Annotated in this window: 19 protein-coding genes and 2 tRNA genes; 14 read left to right on the top strand and 7 right to left on the bottom strand. The window is 72.2% G+C overall.

What is annotated here, in order from left to right:
• Positions 1-192: 192 nt before the first annotated feature.
• The gene (locus ACIBK6_RS04355) at positions 193-1,848 is read left to right on the top strand and encodes a long-chain fatty acid--CoA ligase (RefSeq protein WP_399048671.1); all 1,656 of its coding nucleotides are present in this window, start codon (positions 193-195) and stop codon (positions 1,846-1,848) included.
• Between the two features lie 199 nt (positions 1,849-2,047).
• On the top strand, positions 2,048-3,493 hold the full coding sequence (locus ACIBK6_RS04350; RefSeq protein WP_399048669.1) for an erythromycin esterase family protein: 1,446 nt from the start codon (positions 2,048-2,050) through the stop codon (positions 3,491-3,493).
• A 123-nt stretch (positions 3,494-3,616) separates the two neighbouring features.
• Here the strand turns inward: ACIBK6_RS04350 and ACIBK6_RS04345 are convergent, their stop codons facing one another.
• Positions 3,617-7,870, bottom strand: coding sequence for a PAS domain-containing protein (locus ACIBK6_RS04345; protein ID WP_399048667.1), 4,254 nt, complete (start codon positions 7,868-7,870; stop codon positions 3,617-3,619).
• Between the two features lie 151 nt (positions 7,871-8,021).
• The gene (locus tag ACIBK6_RS04340) at positions 8,022-8,459 is read right to left on the bottom strand and encodes an SSI family serine proteinase inhibitor (RefSeq protein WP_399048665.1); all 438 of its coding nucleotides are present in this window, start codon (positions 8,457-8,459) and stop codon (positions 8,022-8,024) included.
• Between the two features lie 202 nt (positions 8,460-8,661).
• Between ACIBK6_RS04340 and ACIBK6_RS04335 the strand changes: the two genes are divergently transcribed.
• From ACIBK6_RS04335 to ACIBK6_RS04295, 9 genes are all read left to right on the top strand, one after another.
• Positions 8,662-8,755: transfer RNA gene (locus tag ACIBK6_RS04335), tRNA-Ser, on the top strand.
• 217 nt (positions 8,756-8,972) lie between these two features.
• Positions 8,973-9,045 (top strand) — tRNA-Arg (locus ACIBK6_RS04330).
• 90 nt (positions 9,046-9,135) lie between these two features.
• Positions 9,136-10,014 carry a DUF2797 domain-containing protein gene (locus ACIBK6_RS04325; RefSeq protein ID WP_399048663.1) on the top strand — a complete coding sequence of 293 codons (879 nt, stop codon included), beginning with the start codon at positions 9,136-9,138 and terminating at the stop codon, positions 10,012-10,014.
• 360 nt (positions 10,015-10,374) lie between these two features.
• The gene (locus ACIBK6_RS04320; RefSeq protein ID WP_399048661.1) at positions 10,375-10,719 is read left to right on the top strand and encodes an antibiotic biosynthesis monooxygenase family protein; all 345 of its coding nucleotides are present in this window, start codon (positions 10,375-10,377) and stop codon (positions 10,717-10,719) included.
• Positions 10,720-10,837: 118 nt separating this feature from the next.
• Positions 10,838-11,845, top strand: coding sequence for an amidohydrolase family protein (locus tag ACIBK6_RS04315; RefSeq protein ID WP_399048659.1), 1,008 nt, complete (start codon positions 10,838-10,840; stop codon positions 11,843-11,845).
• Positions 11,846-11,939: 94 nt separating this feature from the next.
• The gene (locus ACIBK6_RS04310; protein ID WP_399048657.1) at positions 11,940-12,680 is read left to right on the top strand and encodes a response regulator transcription factor; all 741 of its coding nucleotides are present in this window, start codon (positions 11,940-11,942) and stop codon (positions 12,678-12,680) included.
• 8 nt (positions 12,681-12,688) lie between these two features.
• Entirely contained in the window at positions 12,689-14,227 is a 1,539-nt protein-coding gene (locus tag ACIBK6_RS04305; RefSeq protein WP_399048655.1) for a sensor histidine kinase, read from the top strand.
• A 26-nt stretch (positions 14,228-14,253) separates the two neighbouring features.
• Positions 14,254-15,702: a glycosyltransferase gene (locus ACIBK6_RS04300; protein ID WP_399048653.1), complete on the top strand. Its 1,449-nt coding sequence runs from the start codon at positions 14,254-14,256 to the stop codon at positions 15,700-15,702.
• Complete coding sequence (locus tag ACIBK6_RS04295) at positions 15,699-17,861, top strand: ArnT family glycosyltransferase (protein ID WP_399048650.1); 2,163 nt, start codon at positions 15,699-15,701, stop codon at positions 17,859-17,861. Before ACIBK6_RS04300 ends, ACIBK6_RS04295 begins: the two co-directional genes overlap by 4 nt.
• Here the strand turns inward: ACIBK6_RS04295 and ACIBK6_RS04290 are convergent.
• On the bottom strand, positions 17,847-18,704 hold the full coding sequence (locus ACIBK6_RS04290; protein WP_399048648.1) for an endonuclease/exonuclease/phosphatase family protein: 858 nt from the start codon (positions 18,702-18,704) through the stop codon (positions 17,847-17,849). The two genes, ACIBK6_RS04295 and ACIBK6_RS04290, sit on opposite strands and share 15 nt — an antisense overlap.
• A 141-nt stretch (positions 18,705-18,845) precedes the next feature.
• On the opposite strand from ACIBK6_RS04290, the gene ACIBK6_RS04285 reads away from it, so the two are divergent.
• Together ACIBK6_RS04285 and ACIBK6_RS04280 are read left to right on the top strand one after the other, a co-directional pair.
• Positions 18,846-20,345, top strand: coding sequence for an MFS transporter (locus ACIBK6_RS04285; protein ID WP_399048646.1), 1,500 nt, complete (start codon positions 18,846-18,848; stop codon positions 20,343-20,345).
• A gap of 135 nt (positions 20,346-20,480) precedes the next feature.
• Positions 20,481-21,284, top strand: coding sequence for a TetR/AcrR family transcriptional regulator (locus ACIBK6_RS04280; RefSeq protein WP_399048644.1), 804 nt, complete (start codon positions 20,481-20,483; stop codon positions 21,282-21,284).
• Positions 21,285-21,382: 98 nt separating this feature from the next.
• On the opposite strand, the gene ACIBK6_RS04275 is transcribed toward ACIBK6_RS04280, so the two are convergent.
• From ACIBK6_RS04275 to ACIBK6_RS04265, 3 genes are all read right to left on the bottom strand, one after another.
• Entirely contained in the window at positions 21,383-22,201 is an 819-nt protein-coding gene (locus tag ACIBK6_RS04275) for a YceI family protein (RefSeq protein ID WP_399048642.1), read from the bottom strand.
• Positions 22,202-22,562: 361 nt separating this feature from the next.
• Positions 22,563-25,037: an MFS transporter gene (locus ACIBK6_RS04270; protein WP_399048640.1), complete on the bottom strand. Its 2,475-nt coding sequence runs from the start codon at positions 25,035-25,037 to the stop codon at positions 22,563-22,565.
• Positions 25,038-25,086: 49 nt separating this feature from the next.
• Positions 25,087-25,584, bottom strand: coding sequence for a MarR family winged helix-turn-helix transcriptional regulator (locus ACIBK6_RS04265; RefSeq protein WP_399048638.1), 498 nt, complete (start codon positions 25,582-25,584; stop codon positions 25,087-25,089).
• Positions 25,585-25,786: 202 nt separating this feature from the next.
• On the opposite strand from ACIBK6_RS04265, the gene ACIBK6_RS04260 reads away from it, so the two are divergent.
• Complete coding sequence (locus tag ACIBK6_RS04260) at positions 25,787-26,005, top strand: hypothetical protein (RefSeq protein ID WP_399048636.1); 219 nt, start codon at positions 25,787-25,789, stop codon at positions 26,003-26,005.
• Between the two features lie 9 nt (positions 26,006-26,014).
• Here ACIBK6_RS04260 and ACIBK6_RS04255 read toward each other — a convergent pair whose 3' ends face one another.
• Positions 26,015-26,752, bottom strand: coding sequence for a hypothetical protein (locus ACIBK6_RS04255; protein WP_399048634.1), 738 nt, complete (start codon positions 26,750-26,752; stop codon positions 26,015-26,017).
• Positions 26,753-26,762: the final 10 nt, after the last annotated feature.

The raw sequence follows: 26,762 nt of genomic DNA, 5'->3' as shown, positions 1-26,762 counted from the left end.
ACGACGAAAAGGGGGCGCGCTTGAGTATCCGCAGGTAACCGCGGCTGAGTATCCGCAGGTAACTTCGCGGAACCTCGGCTGAAACTACTCCCGGGTAGTGACATACCGCGCGGTATGTGCGCAGAATCGGCTCACCCCTATCGCCACCCCTATCACCACAGAGCGCACCGCAGCGCTCACCGGGAGGACGCCGTGCTGAGCACCATGCAGGACGTACCGCTGCTGATCTCGCGGATCCTGACCCACGGGTCGACGATCCACGGCAAGTCCCAGGTCACCACCTGGACCGGCGAGGTCGAACCGCACCGCCGCAGCTTCGCCGAGATCGGCGCCCGGGCCGCTCAGCTGGCCCACGCGCTGCGCGAGCTCGGCGTCGAGGACGGCCAGGCGGCCGGGACCCTGATGTGGAACAACGCGGAGCACGTCGAGGCGTACCTGGCGATCCCGTCCATGGGCGCCGTGCTGCACACCCTCAACCTGCGGCTTCCCGCCGAGCAGTTGATCTGGATCGTCAACCACGCCGCCGACCGCGTGGTCATCGTCAACGGTTCGCTGCTGCCGCTGCTCGCCCCGCTGCTCCCGCATCTGCCGACCCTTGAGCACCTCGTGGTGTCCGGGCCCGGCGACCGTGCGCTGCTCGAAGACATCGACGGCGCGGGCCCGCAGGTCCACGAGTACGAGGAGCTGCTGGCCGGGCGGCCGACGACGTACGACTGGCCGCAGCTGGACGAGCGCAGCGCAGCCGCCATGTGCTACACCTCCGGCACCACCGGCGACCCCAAGGGCGTCGTCTACTCGCACCGTTCGATCTACCTGCACTCCATGCAGGTCAACATGGCCGAGTCGATGGGGCTCACAGACCGGGACACGACGCTGGTCGTGGTGCCGCAGTTCCATGTGAACGCCTGGGGTCTGCCGCACGCCACCTTCATGGCCGGGGTGAGCATGCTCATGCCCGACCGCTTCCTGCAGCCCGCGCCGCTCGCCGACATGATCGAGCGCGAGAAGCCGACGCACGCGGCAGCCGTCCCCACCATCTGGCAGGGCCTGCTCGCCGAGGTCACCGCCCGCCCCCGCGACCTCACCTCCATGCGGAACGTCACGATCGGCGGCGCGGCCTGCCCGCCCTCGCTGATGGAGGCGTACGACAAGATCGGTGTACGGCTCTGTCACGCCTGGGGCATGACGGAGACCTCGCCGCTCGGCACCATGTCCAACCCGCCCGCCGGCCTCAGCGCCGACGAGGAGTGGCCGTACCGCATCACCCAGGGCCGCTTCCCCGCCGGAGTCGAGGCGCGGCTCGCCGGTCCTGGCGGTGAATTCCTGCCCTGGGACGGGGAGTCGGCGGGCGAGCTCGAAGTGCGGGGCCCCTGGATCGCGGGCGCGTACTACGGCGGCGCGGGCGGCGAGGACTTCCGTCCGGCCGACAAGTTCAGCGCCGACGGCTGGCTGAAAACGGGCGATGTGGGCGTCATCGGCGCGGACGGCTACCTCACCCTGACCGACCGCGCGAAGGACGTCATCAAGTCCGGCGGTGAGTGGATCTCCAGCCAGGAGCTGGAGAACGCGCTGATGGCGCACCCCCAGGTCGCCGAGGCGGCGGTGGTCGCCGTCCCCGACGACAAATGGGGCGAACGCCCGCTCGCCACCGTCGTGTTGAAGGCGGGCGCCACCGCCGACTACGCCGAGCTGAAGGCCTTCCTCGCCGGGAAGGTCGCCAAGTGGCAGCTCCCGGAGCGCTGGGCGCTGATCGAGGCGGTGCCGAAGACCAGCGTCGGCAAGTTCGACAAGAAGGTCATCCGCAAGCAGTACGCGGACGGCGAGCTGGACGTGACGGAACTGCGCTAGCCGGCCGCCCCGGCGCCCTGGTCAGGACACCGCCCAACCGGCCCCCTACAGGGCCCAGGGCGCCTGACCCCCGAGACCCGGGGCATTGGGGTTATCCCCCGGGAAGGTGTCGGGACGGCCCCAGTGCGCCCGGGCCGCCGCGCGCGTGACGATCTTCTCAACAGCGCTTGACACCAAGCGCGTTGAGGAGTGATCACACATGATCGGCAACGCGAAGCGGCTCGCGGCGGTGGCTGTTGCTCTGGCCGCGACGCTGGCCCCCGCGGCGGCTGCGTACGCATCACCGGCGGCGCCCGGGTACGCATCACCGGCGGGCCCTGCGGCGGCCGGGTCCGCGTCACTGGCAGCGTCCGCGGCGGCCGCGGACGCGTCACCGACGGCGCCCTCGTCGGCCGTCGCGTCGGGCCCTGTCCGCGCGCTGGACGGGATCGCCCATCCGCTGCGGTCGACGGGGCCGGGCACCGGCACGGCCGATCTGCGCGCCCTGGGGGTGATGGTCGGCGATGCCAAGGTGGTCGGCGTGGGCGAGGCCACGCATGGCTCGCACGAGTTCTTCGCCCTGAAGGACCGGGTCTTCCGCTACCTCGTCGAGCAGAAGGGATTCACCACCTTCGCCCTGGAGGTGAGCTGGTCGGCGGGTCTGCGGATAGACGACTACGTCCAGCGCGGCGACGTGCGCGGCGACGGTGACCGCGATGCGCGGCAGGTCGTGCACGAGGCGATGGCCGGATCTCCCTGGGACCGCGAGGAGTTCGTGACCCTCGTCCGGTGGATGCGCGACCACAACCGCCAACACCCCGACCGCCCGGTCCACTTCGTGGGCGACGACATCGGCGCACCCAGCATCGACGCGCGGGTCTTCGACAGCGTCACCGACTACGTCCGGCGGACCCGTCCGGAGTCCCTGCCACGCCTGAACGAGCTGCTCACCAGCCTGCGCCCGCTGAACGACGCCATCGCCTACCTGGACCGGCCGCTCGCGGAGCGGCAGCAGAATGCGGCCAAGGCTCAGCAGGTACTGGAACTTGTGCAACGTCAGGGATCCAGGAGTGGCCAGGACGTCGAGTTCGTTCTGCAGAACGCCCGCAACATCGCCCAGACCTACACCTTCCTGAGCGTCGATCTCGCAGACCAGAAGTCGTTGACCGTCATGGAGCGCTACCGCGACCAGGTGATGGCCGAGACCACGGCATGGTGGCATCGGCGCACCGGCGGCAGGACGCTGCTGTCGGCCCACGACGACCACGTCGGCTACCTGGCCTCCGATCCCACGACGTACCCGAAGACCCAGGGCTCGTTCCTCCGCGACACCCTGGGCGCGGACTACCTCGCCATCGGCACCACCTTCGACCGGGGCTCCTTCCTCTCCAAGGATCAGGCGCTCGGCGGTGATTGGAAGACGTTCACTGTCGGCCCGGCCGGTCCCGGCACGAACGAGTGCACGCTCGACCAGGTCCGGTACCGCGACTACTACGCCGACCTGCGCAAGGCCCCTGCCGCCGCCCGCAGTTGGCTGGACGTCCCGCGCCCGGCCTACAACGTCGGCACGCAGTACCCGAACGACAAGACGCCCGAGATAGCCATCGGCAGGGCCTACGACGTCCTGGTCCACCTCCACACCGTTCGGGAGGCGAGCAGGCTGTAGCGCCCCAGCGGGCCTGGCGAACCAGGTCTCCATGGCGGGTCAGCTCGCACCGGGCCGGCTCAAGGGGCTGCGAGGACCCGCCTACTAGTAACGAGTAGGTGGTCAAGCAAGTTCCCTGATCGGCTAGTTGGTGCCGATCTTCGCCAGAAGGTCCACGATGCGGCCCTGGACCTCGCCGCTGGTGGACCGTTCGGCCAGGAACAGGACGGTCTCGCCGGACGACAGCTGGGGGAGCTCCGCCTGGTTGATGCCGGCCGAGGTGTAGACGACCAGCGGGGTGTGGTTCAACTGCCCGTTGGCGCGCAGCCAGTCAACGATTCCGGCGCGTCGGCGGCGTACCTGCATCAGGTCCATCACGACCAGGTTCGGCCGCATCTGGGTGGCCAGGGTGACCGCTTCGGAGTCGGTGGCGGCGCGGGCGACCTGCATGCCGCGCCGCTCCAGGGTCGCGGTCAGCGCGAGCGCGATCTCCTCGTGCTCCTCGATCAGCAGCACGCGGGGCGGGTGCTGCTCGCTGTCACGCGGCGCGAGCGCCTTGAGCAGTACGGCCGGGTCGGCGCCGTACGCCGCCTCCCGCGTCGCCTGCCCGAGACCGGCCGTGACCAGCACCGGAACCTCGGCCGCGACCGCCGCCTGGCGCAGCGACTGGAGTGCGGTACGGGTGATCGGACCGGTCAGCGGGTCCACGAAGAGCGCGGCGGGGAAGGCGGCGATCTGCGCGTCGACCTCCTCGCGGGAGTGCACGACGACCGGCCGGTAGCCGCGCTCGCTCAGCGCCTGCTGGGTGGAGACGTCCGGCGCGGGCCACACGAGCAGCCGGCGCGGGTTGTCGAGCGGCTCCGGAGGCAGCTCGTCGTCAACGGGCTGCGGCTGCGGCCGGTTGGCCACCTCGACCGCGCCGCCGGGCCCGTCGAGCGGCTCGGGCCCCTCGGCACCCTCGTCCGGCGCCCCGATGGCGTACGCGCGGCCCTGGCCCTCCGAGGGGGGCGAGGGGAGCACGGGGTGCGGCCGGGCGGCCGGTTCGGCGGGCCGCTCGACGCCCTCGGGAGGCGTGGGCGTGCCGAGCTTGCGCCGCCGCCCGGAACCGAGCGAGCCCGCCGGGGCCGGGGCCTGCGTCTGGCCGAACGGCGCACCCTGCCCGAGCGTGCGCACACTGAACGCCCGGCCCTGGGTGTCCCCGCCGACGGCCGGGATCCCCTCGGGCGGAGTCTCGGCGGGAAGCGGCTGCCGAGCGGGCTTGGCGGCGGCGGCCGACCCGGACCGCGCGGGCGCGGGCATGGGCACGGCCTGGTTCTGGGGAGTGGCTTGCTGCTGGTTCTGGACCTGGTTCTGGTTTTGGTTCTGGGGCGGTACGGGGCCGGGGGCGCCCGGGGCCGAGACCGCGCGGGCGGCCCACTCGGGCTGCTCGGCCGGGTGCGGCTGGGGCGGGGTGTGATCGGCCAGCGGATCGCCGGGGGCGGGGTTGCTCCGACCCGGGGTGTTCGAGGGCGCAGTGTTCGGGGTCGAGATGTTCTGGCTCGGGGCGGTCGCGATGAGGCCGGCGCCTGCGGGGTCACCGACGGTGGGGGCGGCACCTGTGGTCCGGGCGTCTGAGAGGTCACTGACCACGGGGTCAGCACCTGTGGGTCCAGCGCTCATGGGCCTAGCACCTGTGGGGTTACCGCCCATGGATCCGGCCCCCACGGGCCTGGCACCTGTGGGGTCACCATCCATGGGTCCGGCAGTCATAGGTCCGGCCCCTGTGGGCTGAGCACCCATAGGGCCAGCACCCGTGGGTCGAACACCAGCAGGCCGCGCACCCATGTGCGCGTCACCCATGTGCTCGGCACCCATAGGCGCGGCACCCATGCGCCCAGCCTCCGCATGGCGTACGGAGTCGTGGTGGCCCGGCGCGGAGGCGTCGGCTGCGCTCGGGGCCGGGGCCGGGGCCGGAGGCGCGGGGTGCGGTGCGCGGTCGGCGTCGGCGGGCGGCAGCGCGAACGCCGTCCGCACCGAGCCCTCCTGGCTGTTCGCAGCACCATTCGCAGCGCCATTCGCGGCACCGGCCGCGGCGTTCGCGGCGCCGGTCGGCGCGGCGCCCAGGGCACGCCGGGCCCGGCGTCCGGTCGGCTCGGCCGCGTTCTCGGTAGCGGCCCCAGGGGCATCAGCCGCGGCGGGGGCGGGCAGCGCACGCCGGGCGCGGCGGCCGGTGGCCTCGGTGGGCACACCTTGCGGCGGTACGGTCTCGCCCAGCGCGGCCCGGCCCATGCCGGACGACTCGCGGGCGCTCTCGGCGCCGGTGACGACGGAACCCTCCGCGGCCTGCCCGAGCTGTCCGACGGGCTGCTCGGCCGGACTGGGCCGGCCACGACGCCGCCCAGGCCCAGACCCGCCACCGGCCCCAGCCGCACCACCGGCCGCAGACCCGACGCCACCACCGGCCCCAGCCGCACCACCGGCCGCAGACCCGGCACCACCACCCGCCCCAGCCGCACCACCGGCACCAGCGCGAGCCCCAGCCCCAGTAGCGCCCGAGCCTCCGAGCCCGCCCCCGCTCTCCGGGCCCTCACCACCCTCAATGTTCTGCACGTTCTGCACGTTCTGCACACTCTGCGCGATCTGAGTGTTCTGCTGAGCCGGGATCCGCCCGCGTTCAGCAGTCGGCCCACCGGTGGACTCCCCCGCGCCGGCCGTCGCCTCAGAGCGTGCCCGGCGTCGCCCGGTCGGGGACTTCTCCTCGGTGACCGGGCTCTCCAGGAACGCGTCCGTGGACGCCCGCCGGGCCCGCCGGCGCCCGCCGCCCTCCTGCTGCGCGGGCAGCAGCGCCTCATCGGGCTGCGGGGCCGGCTCGGCCGCCTCGACCGTCCCGGCCCCCGCGCCGAGCGGCACCTCAAGGACGTACGCCGAACCGCTCATGCCCGGCACTTCCACGGTCTGCAGGACGCCGCCGTGCGCCCGCACGATGCCGCGCACGATGGGCCCGTGGACGGGGTCGCCGCCGGGGTAGGGGCCGCGCACCTCGATGCGTACGACCTCGCCGCGCACCGCGGCCGCGACGACCACCGTGGAGTCCATGTAGCCGCCGGCGGCGACCGGCGCCTTGCCCGTCGCGTCGACCCCGGCCACGTCGGCGATCAGGTGGGCCAGCGCCGTCGCCAAGCGGGCGGCGTCGACCTCGGCCTCGATGGGCGGGGTGTGCACGGCGAACTGGGCGCGCCCCGGCCCGATCAGCTCCACGGCCCCGTCGACGGCGCCGCCGACGACCGAACCAACCAGCACCTTGGCCTTCTTGAGCTCCTCGCTGCCCGCGTCGAGCCGCTGGTAGCCGAGGACGTTGTCGACCAGGGTGGTGATGCGGGAGTACCCGGCGGCGAGGTGGTGCAGCACCTGGTTGGCCTCGGGCCACAGCTGTCCCGCGTCATCGGCGGCGAGGGCGGCGAGTTCGTGCCGCAGCTCGTCGAGGGGCCCGCGCAGCGAACCCGCGAGGACCGAGAGCAGCTGCTGGTGCCGGGCGGCGAGCGCGTCGTAGCGCGCGGTCTCCCGCTCCAGGACCTCGGCGTGCTTGGCGGCCTGCTCCTCGTACGGGCGCCGGTCGGTGAAGGTCATGACGGCCCCGACGAGCAGATCGCCGTCGCGCACCGGAGCGGTGGTCAGGTCGACGGGCACCTTGGCGCCGCTCTTCGTCCAGATGACCTGCCCGCGCACCCGGTGCTTGCGCCCGGACTTGAGGGTGTCGGCGAGCGGGCTCCCCTCGTACGGGAACGACTCGCCGTCCTCGCGCGAGTGCAGCACCAGCGGATGCAGTTCCTGCCCGCCGAGATCGCTGGCCCGGTAGCCGAGGATCTGCGCGGCCGCCGGGTTGACCAGTACGACCCGGCCTTCGGTGTCGGTCCCGACGACGCCTTCGGCCGCCGCACGAAGGATCATCTCGGTCTGCCGCTGCGAACGGGCGAGTTCGGCCTCGGTGTCGACGGTGCCCGAGAGGTCCCGTACGACGAGCATGAGGAGTTCGTCACCGGAGTACGAGCCGGGCCCGCCGCCGCTGCCGTACGAGGCGTACGCGTCCCGCCCGTCCTCCAGGTTGGCGCTGGTCACCTCGACCGGGAACTCGGTGCCGTCGGTGCGCCGCGCGATCATCCGGGTCGGCTTGGTGCGGCCCTGCTCGTCCTCGCTCTCGGGCCGGCGCATGGAGCCGGGGATGAGCTTGGAGTCGAAGGTGGGCAGCAGATCGAGAACTCCCCGCCCCACCAGCCCGGTACCCGGCGCCTCCAGCATTTCCAGCGCGACGGTGTTGGCGTTGACGACCGTACCGTTGCAGTTGACGAGCAGGAGCCCGTCCGGAAGGGCGTCAAGTATGGCTGCGAGGCGAGCAGCGCCTCGGGATGGCCTGCTGCTCACGACGACGCTTCCTCCCTGAACCACTGCACCTTGCGGCCTGTCACTGGGAGGGAGTCTAAAGGCTGGCGGTGTGCGAGCGACGGCGGATGAGGGGGAGCTCTCACCAAGGTTGTGTGACCACGGAGTACGCGAGGTGGCCGTACGAGGCCTCCTACCTGGCCCTCGGCAGCACCGGCACCAGGTTGTCCCAGCGCGACATCTCGCACCCGTTGGCACGGTTGTACGTCGCATCGACGGGCCGTCCGGCCCAGCTGCCGGTGATGTGCGCGGTGGCCGGGCCGCCGTAGATCATCGTGCACATCTGGCCCTTCGGAACCGGAGCGAACGGATCTTTGCCCCAGGTCGTCACCGAGTCCAGCCGGTCACAGGCCTGCTGGCGCCGCGGATGGCTCCCGCCCGCCGGATGGCATTCCAGCGTGTACATCCCTTCGGCGCCCGGGTTGTCCTTGACGGTGACGGTGAGCCGGTCCTCGGTGTGCCCGTCGCCCAGCAGCGGCAACGGAACCGGCAGGGGGCCGGCGGAGGCGACGGGCGCGGCGGCGAGGGCGGTGAGCGAGGCGGCGGCGGTGACGACGAGGCGGCGCAGCATGGTGGCGTACTCCAGGCGTTTCGGCGGGTCTTCGGTCTCCCGGGGACTAACGCGCGTCAACGTCCTGCGTTGCGCCACACTCCGCCACATGAACACCTTTGCCCTGGCGCCCGCCTGCCTAGTACCGTGGGGTTCGATTGGTGACGGCCCGCAAGGCTGTGTCATCATCTGCACGCACCACTCGCGCGAGCGACGGTGTGCTGGAGGCGTCGCCTAGTCCGGTCTATGGCGCCGCACTGCTAATGCGGTTTGGGTCTTAAAGCCCATCGAGGGTTCAAATCCCTCCGCCTCCGCCAGCAACACCCGAAGCCCCGGCCCCACGGCCGGGGCTTCGCCCGTTTCCAGCCCGTTCCCGGCCCCGCCCAAACCCGGCCCAACGACCCCGCGGCTGCTCACGCAGAGACATTTCCGCAGGCCAGAGTGGGTGGAGCTAATGGATTTCGCGTCACGGCGCAGGTCATGTAATGTTGTTCTCGCAACGCCGACGGGGCAGAAAAAACCCCAGAAGCACAAGCACTCGTAGCTTAACGGATAGAGCATCTGACTACGGATCAGAAGGTTGCAGGTTCGAATCCTGCCGAGTGCACAGTGAAGAGAAGGCCCCCGGAGAGATCCGGGGGCCTTCTTGTGTTTCCGGGGGAGCGGCGTTGTCAGTGGGGGTCGGTACCGTCGAGGGGTGGCTGGGTTCTGGCGGTGTGTGGGGGTTCGGTGGGGAGCCGGTGGGCCTCGGCTTGTGTGGGAGGAGGGGCGGGTCAGTCCGCTTGCCTATGGGCAGGGGGTGGCGTTCCGGGTCGTCGGGGAACGGAGGTGTGTGGGGGCGCGGGGGAATGCCTGCCCCCTCGCGGCGCCCGTGCCGGGGCGGAGTACGCAGGCGCGGTGCGGGGAGTGTGCGCGGCTGGACCGGGCGCATTCCGTCGCCGCCGATACCTACGTCGATGATCCGCGGACCTATCGCGTCTACCTCGCCTGGTTCGGGAGGGGGATGGTCAAGGTCGGGATCACCGCGGAGGAGCGGGGTTCGGCCCGGCTGCTCGAACAGGGGGCGGTGGCGTTCGGCTGGCTGGGGCGGGGGCCGTTGATGGCGGCGCGGCGCAGCGAGGAGTTGCTGAGGACGGCCCTGGGCGTGCCGGACCGGATTCCGTACGCCGAGAAGCGGGCGGTGCGGGCCTGCCTTCCCGGGGTGGCCGAGCGGGCGGCGGAAGTGGCCCGGCTGCATGCGCGGGCCGTCGCGCTGGCCGACTGGCCCGAGTCCCTGGAGCGGCTGCCCTGCGAAGTGGTGGACCACGCCGGGGAGTTCGGGCTCGCCGGTCTCACGCCGGCTTCCGGCGTGATTACGGAGCTGGTGGACGGCGGGGTGGTCGGCGGTCGGCTGGTCGCGGCCGCCGGGCCCGATCTGCATCTGGAGGGAGGGGTCGAGGGTGAAGTTGTCGTTCTGGATACGCGGCTCATGAGCGGGTGGGATCTGACCGCCGTAGGCGAGGCGGCGGGCGGGGGCATCACGGTGCCCGTGCGCGAGGTCCCGAGGGAGGGCGGGGTGCAGGACCTGTTGTTCTGAGGCTGCGTGCGAGACCTGTTGTTCTGGCGCGGCGTGACGTGCAGGACTTGTTGTTCTGAGCTCCGCGCAGGACCTACGTTCTGGGGCGGCGTCGCCCGCGTCGGCCGCCCCGTATCGGCCGTCCCGCGTCGGCCGCCCCGTATCGGCCGTCCCGCGTCGGCCGTCCCGCGTCGGCTGCCCCGCATCGCCCGCCCGTGCCGATCCCGGGTGTGCAGGGGGCATCGGCGCCCGTGCGTACCGCTGCTGCTTCCTCGGCGGGGCCCGGGCGCGCAGTGGGCATCGTCAAGACTTGGATCCCTTTTGGATCCCTTCGGGCAAGGGATCTGGACAGCGCCGACGGGTGCGGCCGAGGGTGGGGGCATGAGCGATCAAGTACGCGGGCTGGTTTCGGGGATCGAACCGCCTTATTACGCCGTGGTGTTCACCTCCCTGCGGACCGAGGGCGACAACGGGTACGGCGAGACCGCCGTCGAGATGGGGGAGCTGGTGAAGGAGATACCGGGGTACCTCGGGTACGAGAGCGCGCGGACTCCGGACGGGCTCGGGATCACCGTCGGGTACTTCAGGGATGAGGAGGCCATCGCCGCATGGCGGGGCCGGCTGGAGCACCAGCGGGCGCAGAAGCATGGCCGGGCCCATTGGTACGAGAGCTACAGCGTCCACGTGGCCAAGGTCGAGCGGAGTTACAGCTTTGAGCGGGGGTGAAGGGGGCGGCCCCGCTGCTTCCGGGGCCGGTGGGGGTGGCCCCGCCGGCCCCAGGGCCAGCGAGGCTGACGGGGCCCGCCTCGCCGTTCCCGGCGCCGACGCGGCTGACGGGACCGCCATGGCTGACGGGGGCGGCCCCGTTCACGGGCCCGGTGAGAGCCCCGCTGTTCCCGGGACCCGTGAGGCCGACCCGGGCGGCTGCCGGGCACCCGGGCCCGGCAGGGGTAAGGGAGACGGCGCCGCCGTCCGGGCGTTCTGGGGGCGGCTCGGGGTGCCCGGCGGCATCGACGTACACACGCACTTCATGCCCGAGCGGGTGCTGAAGAAGGTGTGGGAGTACTTCGACTCCGCCGGGGCACTGGTGGGCGGGGTCGAGTGGCCCATCACCTACCGCGCGGAGGAGGCCGAGCGGGTGCGGCTGCTCCGGGAGGAGTTCGGGGTGCTCGCGTTCACCTCGATGCTCTATCCGCACAAGGCTCGCATGGCCGAGTGGCTCAATGGGTGGGCGGCCGACTTCGCGGCCAGGACGCCCGACTGCCTCCACACCGCCACCTTCTTCCCCGAGCCCGGTGCCGGCCGCTACGTGCGGCACGCCCTCGACGTCGGGGCCAGGGCCTTCAAGTCCCATGTACAGGTGGGGAGTTACGACCCCGGTGACCCCCTGCTCGAACCCGTCTGGGGGATGCTCGCCGAGGCCGGGGTGCCCGTCGTCATCCACTGCGGGTCGGGGCCCGCGCCCGGCAAGTACACCGGGCCGGGGCCGGTCGGGCGGGTGCTCGCCCGGCACCCCCGGCTGCGGCTGATCGTCGCGCACATGGGGATGCCGGAGTACGCCGACTTCCTCGACCTCGCCGAGACGTACGGCTCGGTCATGCTCGACACGACCATGGCCTTCACCGATTTCAGCGAGCGCGGCGCGCCCTTCCCCGCGGCCGAGCGGGGCAGGCTGCTCGATCTGGGCGACCGCGTCCTGCTCGGCACGGACTTCCCGAACATTCCGTACCCGTACCTCCACCAGCTGGAGGCCCTGGAGCGGCTCGGGCTCGGGGACGACTGGCTCCGGGCGGTCTGCCACGACAACGCCGCCCGCCTCTTCGGACTGCCCCGCGCGGCCCCGACCGCCTGAGTCCCCGTACACACCGAACCCCGCCACACACTTTCTCAGGGAAATCACAGGATCGGGCAAGGATGTTCTCAGGGCCCGCTCACAGGGTGGGGCCATGACCGTTACCTCCTCGCCCCAGGGGCGGACCGAAATGCTCAGGCCGGACGGGAGTCCCGTCCGAGTGCTCGTCGTGGACGACGAGGCGCCGCTCAGCGAGCTGCTCTCCATGGCGCTGCGCTACGAAGGCTGGGACGTGCGCAGTGCCGGCGACGGGGCCGGGGCGGTGCGCGACGCCCGGGGCTTCCGGCCGGACGCCGTGGTCCTCGACATCATGCTGCCCGACATGGACGGGCTCGCCGTGCTCGGCCGGCTGCGGCGCGAACTGCCGGACGTGCCGGTGCTCTTCCTCACCGCCAAGGACTCCGTGGAGGACCGGATAGCCGGGCTCACGGCGGGCGGCGACGACTACGTCACCAAGCCGTTCAGCCTGGAGGAGGTCGTGGCCCGGCTGCGCGGGCTGATCCGCCGCTCGGGCACGGCGGCCGTACGGAGCGAATCCGTGCTGGCCGTCGGCGACCTCACCCTTGACGAGGACAGCCACGACGTGGCGCGCGGCGGGGTCAACATCCACCTCACCGCGACCGAGTTCGAGCTCCTGCGCTTCCTCATGCGCAATCCCCGCCGGGTGCTCAGCAAGGCGCAGATCCTCGACCGGGTGTGGTCGTACGACTTCGGCGGGCAGGCCAATGTGGTCGAGCTCTACATCTCCTACCTGCGCCGGAAGATCGATGCCGGGCGCTCCCCGATGATCCACACCCGGCGCGGCGCGGGATATCTGATCAAGCCCGGGGAGTAAGCGCTCCGATGGCCAGGTTCCGGCGGCCCTGGTCGCTCCGTACCCGTCTGGTCGTGTCGGCGGTGACGCTGCTCGCGGTGGTCGGCGCGGTCATCGGCACGGTGACGGTGCTCGCCATGGGGGCGAACCTCCAGCGGCAGCTGGACGACCAGCTGAGGACGTCCGTGCGGATGGGGCACGAGGGGCCCGGTCTCAACCTGAGCCCCATGAGCGGCGGCGACCACCTGGAGTTCCTCGTATCCCGGCCGGGGCAGCCGCCGCACACGATCGGCGCGGGCACGCTGCCCGACGGCCGGCCCGCGGGTCTCCAGGCCGTTCAGCCGGAGCGGATGAGCCAGCCCCGCTCCACCTCGCTGTCCGACGAGCAGACCCGGGCGCTGGCCGCCGTGCCCAAGGACGGCGCCGTGCACTCCGTGTCGATTCCCGGCCTCGGCGACTACCGGGCCTCTTGGAACCAGGACAGCACGGTCGTCCTCGGCTACCCCACCGACAGTGTCGACTCCACCGTCAACACCCTCGTCATCGTGGTCATCTGCGTGACCGCCGCCGGCCTCGTCGCCGCCGGTATCGCCGGGACGGCCATCGTCGGGGTCGCACTGCGCCCGCTGCGGCGGGTCGCCTCGACCGCCACCCGGGTGTCCGAACTGCCCCTGCACAGCGGGGAAGTCGCGCTGTACGAGCGGGTGCCGGGGGCCGAGGCGGATCCCCGGACCGAGGTCGGGCAGGTGGGCGCCGCGCTCAACCGGATGCTCGACCATGTGCACGAGGCGCTCAGCGCGCGGCAGGAGAGCGAGACGCGGGTGCGGCAGTTCGTCGCCGACGCCAGCCATGAGCTGCGGACTCCGCTCACCTCCATCCGCGGGTACGCGGAGCTGACCCGGCGCGGGCGCGAGGACATCGGGCCCGACACCCGGCGCTCCCTTGGCCGGATCGAGTCGGAGGCGGCGCGGATGACCGTCCTGGTCGAGGATCTGCTGCTGCTCGCGCGCCTCGACGCCGGACGCCCGCTCTCGTACGAGAGCACTGATCTCACCTCCCTCGTCGTGGACGTGGTGGGCGACGCGCATGCCGCCGGGCAGGACCACAAGTGGCTGCTCGAACTGCCCGGGGAGCCCGTCGCCGTGCACGGGGACGGGGCCCGGCTGCACCAGGTCCTGGTCAATCTGCTCGGCAACGCCCGTACGCACACCCCGCCGGGCACCACCGTCACCGCCCGGGTCCAGGAGCGCGGGCCCTGGGCCGTCGTCGAGATCGAGGACACCGGGCCCGGCATCCCGCCGGAGCTGCTGCCGCACGTCTTCGAGCGGTTCGCCCGCGGTGACGCCTCCCGCTCCCGCAACGCCGGGTCCACCGGCCTCGGGCTCGCCATCGTGGAGGCCGTCGTCGCCGCGCACGGCGGCCGGGTGACCGTACGAAGTGCCCCCGGGCAGACCGTGTTCGGGGTGCACCTCCCGGCCGCCGAGGACGCGGGCCGCTTCTCACACCCGGCCGCCGAGGGCGCGGGCCCCTTCTCACAGGCTGGGCACAGGCTGACCACACAGGTGTGACAGCGGCCCTCGCGAGGGTCGCTGTCATGCGAACCGAACCTTCTGCCACGAGTGTCCTGCGCGCCGCAGGCGCACCGCATACGGTCGCGCTCCCCGCCCGCCGGCACCTCCCCGTCCAGCCGGCCGGCCCGCCCGTACTCGATGTGACGATCCCCGTCTACAACGAGGAGCAGGATCTGGAGCGGTGTGTGCGGCGGCTGCACGAGCACCTCGCGCGCACCTTCCCGTACGGCTTCCGGATCACGGTCGCCGACAACGCGAGCACGGACTCGACTCCCTTGATTTCGGCCCGCCTTGAGCGGGAAATACCGGAAGTCAGAGCGTTCCGGCTTGAGGAGAAGGGGCGCGGGCGTGCGCTGCGTACCGTCTGGTCGGCGTCCGACGCGCCGGTGCTCGCGTACATGGACGTGGACCTCTCCACCGATCTCAACGCGCTGCTGCCGCTGGTCGCGCCGCTGATCTCCGGGCATTCGGACCTCGCCATCGGCTCCCGGCTCGCCCGTTCCTCGCGGGTGGTGCGCGGCGCCAAGCGGGAGTTCATCTCGCGTACGTACAACCTGATCCTGCGCGGTTCGCTCGCGGCGCGGTTCTCCGACGCGCAGTGCGGGTTCAAGGCGATCCGGCGCGAGGTCGCGGAGCGGCTGCTGCCGATGGTCGAGGACACCGGGTGGTTCTTCGACACCGAGATGCTGGTGCTCGCCGAGCGCGCGGGGCTCAGGATCCACGAGGTGCCGGTGGACTGGGTGGACGATCCGGCGAGCACCGTGCACCTCGTCAGTACGGCGATGGACGACCTGAAGGGCGTGTGGCGCATCGGGCGGGCGCTCGCCGTAGGGGCGCTGCCGCTCGACCGGCTCGCCCGGCCGTTCGGCGACGACCCCAGGGACCGGCAGCTCACCGGGGTGCCGGGCGGGCTCGCCCGCCAGCTCGTCGGGTTCTGCGTGATCGGCGGGCTCTCCACCCTCTTCTACCTCGCCCTGTACGCCCTCGCGCGGGGCGCCATGGGGCCCCAACTCGCCAACGCCGTCGCCCTGTTGGTGTCGGCCGTCGCGAACACCGCCGCCAACCGGAGACTCACCTTCGGGGTACGCGGCCGGGACCGGGCGGTGCGCCACCAGGCCCAGGGCCTGGCGGTCTTCGCCATCGGACTCGCGCTGACCAGCGGCTCGCTCGCGGCGCTCGACGCGGCCAACTCCAGCGCCGCGCACTCCACCGAGGTGGCCGTGCTGCTCGCGGCGAACCTCGCGGCCACCGTCCTGCGCTTCCTGCTGTTCCGCGCCTGGGTCTTCCCCGACCGCCCCGAGCCCGCCACCCGAACCCCGCAGGACGCTGATACCGCAGCCCCGCACAACCACGCCACTGCGACCCCGCACGTCACCGGCGCCCCAGGCCCGAACGACGCTTACGCCGACACCGACTTCGGCACCGACATGGACACCCCGCACGACCCCGACCCGAAGGGCCTCGCACGATGACCACGACCTCCTATCAGGCCGATCCGCGCGAGGGGGTCGCGGCGACCGGGCTCCGGACCGCCCGGAGCCGCCTGTGGCGCGGCCGGCCCGACGACCCGGCCTGGGTGCGGCCCGCGCTCCTCGCGCTGCTCGCCGCCACCTTCGCCGGCTACCTCTGGAACCTCAGCGCCTCCGGGTACGCGAACTCCTTCTACTCGGCGGCGGTCCAGGCGGGCAGCCAGAGCTGGAAGGCCTTCTTCTTCGGCTCCCTCGACGCCGCCAACGCGATCACCGTCGACAAGCCCCCGGCGTCGCTGTGGCCGATGGCCCTGTCCGTACGCCTCTTCGGCCTTGGTTCCTGGCAGATCCTGCTGCCCGAGGTGCTGATGGGCGTGGGTACGGTCGCCGTGCTGTACGCGGCGGTCCGGCGGCGGTTCAGCCCGGCCGCGGGGCTCATCGCGGGCGCGGTGCTCGCCCTGACGCCGGTCGCCGCGCTGATGTTCCGCTTCAACAACCCGGACGCGCTGCTCGCGCTCCTGATGACGGTCACCGTGTACTGCGTGCTGCGCGCCCTGGAGGACGCCCGCACGAAGTGGCTGGTGTGGGCCGGGGTCGCGATCGGCTTCGCGTTCCTGACGAAGACCCTCCAGGCCTTCTTGATCCTGCCGCCGCTGGCGGTCCTGTACGCGGTGTGCGCGCCCACGTCGCTACGCCGTCGCCTCGGCCAACTCGCCCTGTCCACCGGGGTGTTGATCGCCTCGGGCGGCTGGTGGGTGGCCGCCGTGGAGCTGTGGCCCAAGTCGTCGCGCCCGTACATCGGCGGCTCGCAGCACAACTCCTTCCTTGAACTGACCTTCGGCTACAACGGACTCGGCCGGATCAGCGGCGACGAGACGGGCAGCGTCGGCGGCGGCGCCCTGCCCCAGGGCATGGAGCTCACCGGCGGAATGAAGCGGATGGGCGGCGGCGGTGGCGGCTGGGGAGCGACCGGCATCGGCCGGATGTTCAACTCCGAGGTGGGCAGCCAGATTTCCTGGCTGCTGCCGGCCGCCCTGCTCCTGCTGATCGCGGGGCTCGTGGTCACGTGGCGGGCCAAGCGCACCGACACCGCACGGGCCGCGTTCCTCGCCTGGGGCGGGGCCATGCTGATGACCGCCGTGATCTTCAGCTTCATGGCCGGGATCTTCCACCAGTACTACACGGTGGCCCTCACCCCCTACATCGCGGCGCTCGTCGGCATGGGTGTGACGGTGCTGTGGGAGGAGCGGTCGCGCCTCTGGGCGACCATCGCGCTCGGGGTGACCGCGGCGGTCACGGCGGTCTGGTCGTACGTGCTGCTGGGGCGCACCCCGGACTATCTGCCGTGGCTGCGCTGGGCGGTGCTCGTCGGCGGGCTCCTCGCGGCGGTCGGCCTCGCGCTCGCGGGGCGGCTGAACCGCAGGGTGGCGCTCGGTGTCGCCGGGGCCGGGCTCGTGGCGTCGCTGGCCGGGCCCGCCGCGTACACGGTCAGCACGCTCAACACCGGGCACACCGGATCGATCGTGACGGCGGGGCCCGCCGGGGCGAGCATGGGCGGGCCCGGGGGCGGCGGCCGCATGCGGTTCGGCCGCGGAGCCGGCCTGGAATCCGCGGGGCTGCCCCAGGGACGGAACGGCGCCGGGCAGCCGGGTCAGGGTCAGGGGCAGGGTCAGGGCATGCCCGGCGGGCCCATGGGCCAGGCGCCCGGCGGACCCGGCCAGGGCCAGAACGGCTGGGCGGGCGGCCGGACCGGGGGTGCGGGCGGTGAGCGAGGCGGCGGCATGGGCGGCCTGCTCGACGGCGCCAAGGTGAGCGCACAGGCCGGGGCCCTGCTGAAGCAGGACGCGGCAAAGTACACCTGGGCCGCGGCCGCCGTCGGCTCGCAGAACGCCGCGAGCTATCAACTCGCCACCCAGCAGCCGGTAATGGCGATCGGCGGCTTCAACGGCAGCGACCCCTCGCCGACACTCGCCCAGTTCAAGAAGTACGTGGCGGAAGGGAAGATCCACTACTTCATCGCGAGCGGTGGCGGGTTCGGCGGCGGCTTCGGCGGCGGCGGTAAGGGGACCAGCAGCTCGATCAGCAGCTGGATCGAGGCCGACTTCAAGAAGGTGACGGTCGGCACCGCCACCTTCTACGACCTGACCTCACCGGCGAAGTAGCAGATCGGCGACGACGGGGCGGTGGTCCGAGGCGAGCGTCTCGGCCACCGCCGCGTCGCGCACCCGCACCCCGCCCTTCTGCACGGCCACGTAGTCGATCCGCCGGACCGGCACATCCGCGGGGAAGCTGTTCGCATGCGGATCAGCGTCCGTCAACTCCCGCCACAGCGGCGCGAGTTCGGGCGCCGACGGTGCGGCGTTGAAGTCGCCGAGCAGGATCTCGCGGGCGCCCCGGTCGGCCGCCATGATGCGCCGCGTGTCGGCGACCTGCGCCACCCGGACCGAGGGGTCGCCCCGGTAGTCGAGGTGGGTGACGTACACATGGACCGGTACGCCGCGCACCTTCAGCTCCACCTCGCCGAAGCCGGGCGCGAGTGCGGGCACCGGGTGGGGGACCTGGGTGGAGAGCCGGGTGATCTCGTGGTTCTCGGCGGCCAGGATCTCGTACCGGGACAGTACCGCGACGCCGAACTCCCGCCGGGGGCCGCCCCGTTGCCGGGGATCCAGGCTGTATATCGGCGCGAACGAGACATGCATGCCGAGCCGCGCCGCCAGCTCCGCGGCCACATCGCGCCCCTGGCTGCGCGCGCCCCAGTGCACATCGACCTCCTCCAGGCCGATCACATCCGCGTGCAGCGCGCGCAGCGCGGCGGCCTGCCGGTCGAGGTCGAAGACGTCGTCCAGTCCGGCGCCCGCATGGATGTTGTACGTCGCGACCCGCAGCGGAACCTCCCGCCCGGAGCCGGCTGAAGCCTGCGCCTCAGGCGCCAGGAGCAACCCCAACAGGCTTGCTCCCAAGGTCAGTTGAGCGACAGTCGCGTGCATCCTTCGCCTCAGTGCCATGGCACTCTCCTCATCCTGCCCACGTCCCGGATCCGCGCCGGGAACGCTACCGAGGGAAATTGACTTTACGGTGTAGAAGAACTCCTTATACGGTGTACGGCGACACCACTCGTACACCGTATAAGGAGCCAGGGAGCCGGAATGACGGCAACGACAACCGAGCACCGCACGACCCCCGCCGCCCATCCGCAGCGCTGGCTGATCCTCGGCGTCATCTGCCTGGCCCAGCTCACGGTGCTGCTCGACAACACCGTCCTCAACGTCGCCATCCCTTCCCTCACCACCTCGCTCGGCGCGTCCACCGCCGACATCCAGTGGATGATCAACGCGTACTCGCTGGTCCAGTCCGGGCTGCTGCTCACCGCGGGCAGCGCGTCCGACCGCTACGGACGCAAGAAGATGCTCGCAGCGGGACTCGCGCTCTTCGGTATCGGCTCGCTGGCCGCCGGCCTCGCGCAGAACTCCGGCCAGCTGATCGCCGCCCGCGCGGGCATGGGCATCGGCGGGGCGCTCCTGATGACCACCACGCTCGCCGTCGTCGTCCAGATCTTCGACGACGAGTCCCGGGTCAGGGCGATCGGCGTCTGGGCCACCGTCAACTCGGTCGGCTTCGCCGCCGGTCCGCTGATCGGCGGGGCCATGCTCGACCACTTCTGGTGGGGCGCGATCTTCCTGGTGAACATCCCGGTCGCGGTGCTCGGCCTGGTCGCCGTCCTCGTCCTCGTACCGGAGTCGAAGAACCCCCAGGGCGACCGGCCCGACCTGCTCGGGGCGCTGCTGTCCACGATCGGCATGACGGGTGTCGTGTACGCGATCATCTCCGGTCCCGGGCACGGCTGGCTCTCCGGCCAGGTGCTCGCGTCGGCCGCGGTCGGTGCCGGGTTCCTCGCCGCCTTCGTGCGCTGGGAGCTGTCCATCGAGCACCCGATGCTGGACATGCACTTCTTCCGCAACCAGAAGTTCATCGGGGCGGTCGCCGGGTCGATCCTGGTCGCGTTCGGCATGGGCGGCTCGCTCTTCCTGCTGACCCAGCACCTCCAATTCGTGCTCGGCTACGGCCCGTTGGAGGCGGGGCTGCGCACCGCACCGCTCGCGCTGAGCGTCATCGTGCTCAACATGTCGGGGGTCGGCGCCAAGCTGGTGGCCAAGGCCGGCACCCCGCGCGCCATCGCCATCGGCATGACCGCGACCGCGGCCGGGCTCGCCTCGATCGCGCTGCTCGGCGGGCACAGCTACGGCGGCACCCTGCTCGGCCTGGTCGTGATGGGCTCGGGCATCGCCCTTTCCATGCCGGCCATGGCCAACGCCATCATGAGCGCGATCCCGCCGGAGAAGGCGGGCGTGGGCGCGGGCGTCAACGGCACGCTCGGCGAGTTCGGCAACGGGCTCGGCGTGGCGGTGCTCGGCGCGGTGCTGGGCTCGCGGTTCGCGGCGCTGGTCCCGGTCGCCGCGGCCTCGCTGCCCGCCGCGCTCGCCGCCGCGGGCAGCGACGCCGAGCGGGCGAGGGTCGCCGACGCGTTCGCCTCAGGACTGGAGACCAGCCAGTTGGTCGGCGCGATCGCGGTGCTCGCGGGCGGCCTGCTCGCGGCGGCCCTGCTGCACCGCGCCGAGCGGAACACCCCGGCGGCTCCGGCGGCGTAGCAGGTGCCGGTGGGTCGGGGCCGGCCCCGGCCATGACCCACCGGGCACCGCCTAGCATCGTCGGGGAATGAACCCACTAATTCCGGAAATGACCCCTGCGGGTCGGCGGATTCCCAGACCCGAGGAGGCGGCGCGATGGTTTCGGCGGCGGACCGCGAGAAGAACGCGGGGCGTACCAGCGTGTGGATCGCCAGCAGGACGGGCACCCGGGTGCGCCGCGCGGAACCCTCCGCCGAGCACGGCCAGCCCGCCCTCGACCGGGACCGGATCATCGCCGAGTCCGTACGGCTGCTCGACACCGAAGGCTCCGCCAAGTTCTCCATGCGCCGGCTCGCCGCCGAGCTCGGGGTCACCGCGATGTCCCTGTACTGGTACGTCGACACCAAGGACGACCTGCTCGAACTCGCCCTGGACGCGGTGTTCGCCGAGATCGCGCTGCCCGACACGACGGACGAGTCCGCCGACTGGCGCGACCAGCTCCGCGCGCTCGCCGTCGGCTACCGCGCGGTCTTCGTCCGGCACTCCTGGGCCTCGCCGCTGATCGGCCGCTACCTCAACATCGGCCCGCACTCGATGGCCTTCTCGCACGCGGCCCAGCGAGTGCTCGCCCGCACCGGGCTGCCGGCGCACGGGCAGACGGGCGGGCTCTCGGCGGTCTTCCAGTTCGTGTACGGATTCGGCACGATCGAGGGGCAGTTCGTACAGCGGTGCGCGGATGCGGGGGTCACCCAGGACGAGTACTTCACGCGGGCGATGGGCGCGCTGAACGAACAGCCCGAATACCGCGCCCAGTTCGCGGACGCGGCGGAGCTGATGGCCGCGCGGGGCGGGGACACGGTGGCGGAGATGCGGCAGCGGGACTTCGACTTCGCGCTGTCGCTGCTGATCGCTGGGATCGAGGCCAATTCAAGCCCCTTGGGGGTCCCTCCCTGGACGTAGTCCTTGGGGGAGATTGAGGAGCGGGGGTCCGGGGGCAGCGCCCCCGGCAACGGCGGCTCGGACGAGGCGGTCCGGAAAACCGCCCCCCACTCACGCGATCAGGCGACCGGCAGGGTCTCGCCCTGGACGGTCTGGATGTCCAGCTCCACCTTCAGCGTCGTGCCGATCGCCGAGATCCCCGCCTGGACCACCTGGTTGTAGTTCATCGCGAAGTCCTCGCGGCGCAGCTCCGCCGTCGCCCGGTAGGCCGCCCGCAGGCCGCCCCACGGGTCGGGGCCGGTACCGAGATAGGAGAGGTCGAGGTCGACCTCGCGGACCACGCCGTGCAGGGACAGCTCGCCCCGCACCGTCCAGCGGTCGGGCCCGGCCGGGACCAGGCCCGTACTGCGGTAGGTGATCTCGGGGAAGCGCTCCACGTCCAGGAAGTCCGGGGACTTCAGGTGACCGTCCCGCATGCCGTTGCCGGTGTCGATGGAGGCCGCCCCGATGACCGCCTCCACCCGCGACTTCTCCAGGTCCTGGGCGATCTCGATCCGCCCGCCGAACTGCCCGAACCGGCCGTGCACGCTGGAGATGCCCAGGTGCTGGGCGGTCGCGCCGACCGACGAGTGCGCCGGGTCGATCGTCCAGGGGCCCGGCGGCGGCAGCTCGACCCCGCCCTGGCGGGCCAGCACCACCGTGCCGACCTCGGCCCGGCCGCTCGCCGTGACCAGCGCGGTGGAGGCGGCGGGCGCGTAGCCGACGGCCGTCACGATCACCGTGTACGGGCCGGGCGCGAGGGCCACGTCCGCCGCCACCGCGCCGTCCTGGGCCGCCGGGGCCCGCAGCACCTGCGTACCCGTCATGTCGGTCATCGTCACCACGGCGTGCGAGACCGCCCAGCCGTCGCGCGTCCGTACCTGTGCCCGCAGTCCCATCCCGTTTTCTCTCCTCTTGAAGTGCAGAAGCCTCTTAGGTGCAAAAGGCCGGGCCCCGGGGCGGGACGGCTGGCCGTCCCCTGCCCGCCGCCCCGTACCCGGGGCCCATTTCCACGCCGGGTGCGGTGCCGCCTCCGCTCGAAGCGGCGTCCGCACCCGGGGGTCCGGGGGGTCCCCGGACGGCCAGGCCGGGCTCGCGGGGCCTGGCACGCCCATCTGCGGCGTTGTCGTCGGTCGCCGACTCCCCCAAGCTCTTGACGAGCAGGGGGGACCCCCATCGCGTCGACTCCCTCCTCCGCCTTGCAGATGCACGCACCAGGCCCCGCTCGCTTATCCGGCCTGACCGACCGGGGACCCCCAACTACTCGCCCGGGTGGGCGAGTTCGATGTCGTGGCCGTCGACGCCGCGGCCGGCCACGGTCAGCGAGCCGGCCACCGGCGGGTAGCCGGTCGCGATGAGCGTGTACTCGCCGGAGTTCAGGTCGGTGAAGGCGTACGCGCCGTCGTCGCCGGTCGTGGCATTGGCGACCACGTTGCCCGCCGCGTCGACCAGGGTGACCCGGGCGTCGGTCAGCGGACGCCGGTCGGCGCCGCCCCGTACCGTGCCCTGGACCAGCGCGCCGGACTGGAGCGCCGCCTCGATACGGGTCACGCCGTGGCCCGAGATCTCCACCGGCAGCGCCAGCGGCCGGAACCCGTCCGCGTTGACCGCCACCGTGACCTGGCCCGGAACGAGCTCGCCGAAGGTGAACTCCCCCACCGCGCCCGACTTCCCGGTGGCGAGCACATCGCCGCGCACATCGGTCACGATCACCATCGCGCCCTCGATGGGCGCCCCGGTCTCGGCCGCCTTCACCGCACCCGCGAGACCGCTGGTGCCGGACAGGAGGATGTCGTACCCGAGCGGCTCGGCGCCCACGACCACCGTCGAGGCCTGCGGCTGGAAGCCGTCGGCGGCCGCGATCAGGACGTACGAACCGGCGCCCGGCGCATCGAGCAGATACCGGCCGTCGGGCCCCGCCACCGCGCGGCCGAGCTGGCTGCCGCCGAGCGAGATGAGGGTGACGGCGGCGGAGGCGACGGGCGCCCCCTCGGCGCCGCGCACGGTGCCGTGCACCGCGATGCCGTCGATCACAGGAGTCACGGGGGCCGCAGGGGCCACCGGCGTCATCGGGGAGGTGGCCTCAACTGCCGTCGCCTGGGCGGGAACCGGGGCGGCCGCCGCCGCGGGCGCCTCGTCAGTGGCACCCACCGCACGACTCCGCAGCGGGACCTCCTTGATGAACAGCGTGACGAAGAAGGCGAGCAGCGCGCAGGGCGCCGCGTACAGGAACACATCGCCGACGCCGTGTCCGTACGCGCTCTCCATGACGGTACGGATCGGGGCGGGCAGCGTCGCCAGGTCCGGGATGGCGCCGGAGCCGCCGCCGGAGCCGTGGCCCATCGCGGCGCCCTGCGGGCCGAGCGCGGTGAGGCCGTCCTTGACGTAGTGGGTGACCCGGTGGGCCATGACCGCGCCGAGCGCCGAGACACCGACCGCACCGCCGAGCGAGCGGAAGAAGACGACGACGGAGGAGGCCGAGCCGAGGTCGGCGGGGGAGACCTGGTTCTGGGTGCACAGGACCAGGTTCTGCATCATCATGCCGACGCCGAGGCCCATCAGCGCCATGTAGATGGCGAGGTGCCAGTACGGGGTGTCGTAGCGCATCGTGCCGAGCAGACCGAGGCCGGCCGTCACCAGCACACCGCCGCTGACCAGCCAGGCCTTCCACTTGCCGGTCTTGGTGATGACCTGCCCGGAGACGGTCGAGGCGATGAACAGGCCGCCGATCATCGGGATGGTCATGACGCCGGACATCGTCGGCGTCCGGCCGCGGGCCAGCTGGAAGTACTGGGAGAAGAACACCGTGCCGGTGAACATCGCGACACCCACGAAGAGCGAGGCGATCGAGGCGAGGGTGATGGTGGGGTTGCGGAAGAGGCGCAGCGGGATGATCGGCTCGCTGGCCTTCGACTCGGCGAACACGAACAGCGCGCCGAGCAGGACCGAGCCGCCGACCATGGCGTACGTCTGCCACGAGATCCAGTCGTACTTGTCGCCCGCGAAGGTCACCCAGACCAGGAGCAGCGAGACCGCCGCGCTGATCAGGAAGGCGCCGGTCCAGTCGACCTTGACGTCCCGCTTCACGACGGGGAGCTTCAGGGTCTTCTGCAGCACGATCAGCGCGATGATCGCGAACGGCACACCGACGTAGAAGCACCAGCGCCAGCCGAGCCAGGAGGTGTCGGTGATCACACCGCCGAGCAGCGGGCCGCCGACCGTCGCAACCGCGAACGTGGCACCCAGGTAGCCGCTGTAACGGCCGCGCTCACGCGGGGAGATCATGGCGGCCATGACGATCTGGGCGAGTGCGGAGAGACCGCCGACGCCTACGCCCTGGACCACGCGGCAGGCGATCAGCATGCCGGAGTTCTGGGACAGACCGGCCACGATCGAGCCGGAGACGTAGATGACCAGGGCTATCTGGACCAGCAGCTTCTTGCTGAAGAGGTCCGAGAGCTTGCCCCACAGCGGGGTGGTCGCGGTCATCGCGAGCAGCGAGGCCGTGACGACCCAGGTGTACGCGGACTGGCCGCCGCCCAGGTCGCTGATGATGTGCGGCAGGGCGTTGGTGACGATCGTCGAGGACAGGATGGCGACGAACATGCCGAGCAGCAGCCCGGACAGCGCCTCCATGATCTGCCGGTGAGTCATCGGCGCGCCGTCACCGGCGGGCGCGTGCCCGCCGTGCTTGGCGTGGCCGCCCCGCACACCGGCTGGTGTGGTCGTAGCCATGAAGTTCCTTGTCTTGTGCGTCTGTTGGGCAGGTGTACGGGTGGGTTTGCTATGCGGGTGTACGGGCCTCGGCGGCCGGGGTCCGGAGGGCCCGGGGCTCGGGGGTCCGGACGGGGCCCCGGCAGTCCCCGAAGGAGTCGCGCAGGCGGGCCAGCATCGTGTTGAGCTGCCCGACCTCGTCGTCGGACCAGTCCTTGAGGGTGTACGCGAACATCTCCGTGGTGCGCAGCCCGAGATCGTCGATCATGGACTGGCCGGCGGGGGTGAGCCGCACGATGCGCGAGCGCTTGTCCGCGGGGTCGGCGGACCGCTCGATCCAGCCCCGTTCCGCGACGTGCGCGACGTGACGGCTCGTCACCGACAGGTCCACCGCGAGGAGTTCGGCGAGCCGGCTGATGCGCATCTCGCCGTACCGCTCCAGGAGGGTGAGCACGGCGGCCGAACCACCCGGGCACTCGGGCGGCAGGATCCGCGCGAGTCCCCGTTTGACGGCACCGATGGCGCTGAGCTGCCGAGCCAGCTCCTCGTAGAGGCTCTGCGCGGCCATGGACACCTCCCGACATCTTGTTGCTTAGGGCAACCATAAGATTGTTGGTTGCCGAAGGCAAACTAAATGATGGGATTGGCGGCAAAGGAAGCGCAAAGGCTTCGCATATGGAAACCCAAGTTGCAGGTCGGGGGGCTCCGGGGCGTCTTCGCGCGGGGGCGGGGGTTGGGCCCGACCCCCAACTTCGCTAGGGTCCTGCCCCATGGCACACAACCCCCACGCGCCCCAGGGTCCCGAGGGCAACTACGACCCGGCGGGCTCGACTCAGATGTTCCGCGCCTTCGTCGACGAGGGCGGCCCGCAGAGCCGCCAGCCCGCGACCCCGGCCGCGGCCCCGGCCGGCCCGCGCGTCGGCCTGATCGTCGGAGTGATCGCAGTCCTGGCCGTCCTGGCGGGCGTGGCCTGGCTGGCGCTGGGCTGATCCTTTCCCCTACCCCCAGCCGGCCGTCACCGAGCGCGTCTCCACGTGCATGCCCAGCGGCACCCGCCACGCATCCACACACACCCCGTACGTCTGCGAGCGCACCGCCCCCGCAGCGATCGGCACCGGCACCGGCCCGCTGGACGTGATCGTCGCCCAGTCCACGCCCAGCAGCCCGATGATGTGCGTCGCGAAGGTGACGGTGCCCGACTTCACCGCCGTACCCCCGGTATTGCGGAACTGGACCGTCACGTTCTCGCACCAGCGCTGATCCCCCGCCGAACGGCTCGGCGTCCCGAGGCTCAGCACCGCGGGCCCGGCGGGCGGCGCGGGAGCGGAGGGGGTGGGCGCCGGGGTGCCGGGGCCGGTGGACCCTGAACCCCCTGGCAGCGCAGGGGATTTGGCGCCGCCCGGCGCGGCTTGCGTAGCTGATGCGACCGGTGCGACCGGTGTGGCGGAAGTCCGGCCCCGGGGGCCGGGAGATCCAGCAGGGCTGCCGCCGGGGCCCGGCGGCGTACCGGATGGGCCGGGCGCGTCAGGCGTACCCGAAGGCGCCCCGTCCAGCGGCGCCAGCTCCACCCCGCCGAGCGGCGGCACCGCGCGGTCCGGGGCCGAGGGGCCGGTGCCCGCGGCGCCGACCGCCACATAGCCCGCCCCGTCCCCGCCGCCCGCGCGGGCGGCGAGCGTGCCGCCCAGGCCGAGCACCAGCACCGCCGAGACGCCGATCACCACAGCACGTCGTCGCATCGCGCCAGTG

The organism is Streptomyces sp. NPDC050485, assembly GCF_044458185.1.
GTDB lineage: Bacteria > Actinomycetota > Actinomycetes > Streptomycetales > Streptomycetaceae > Streptomyces.
The sequence above is the reverse complement of the archived record's forward strand: the minus strand, read 5'-3'. Positions and strand labels throughout refer to the sequence as shown.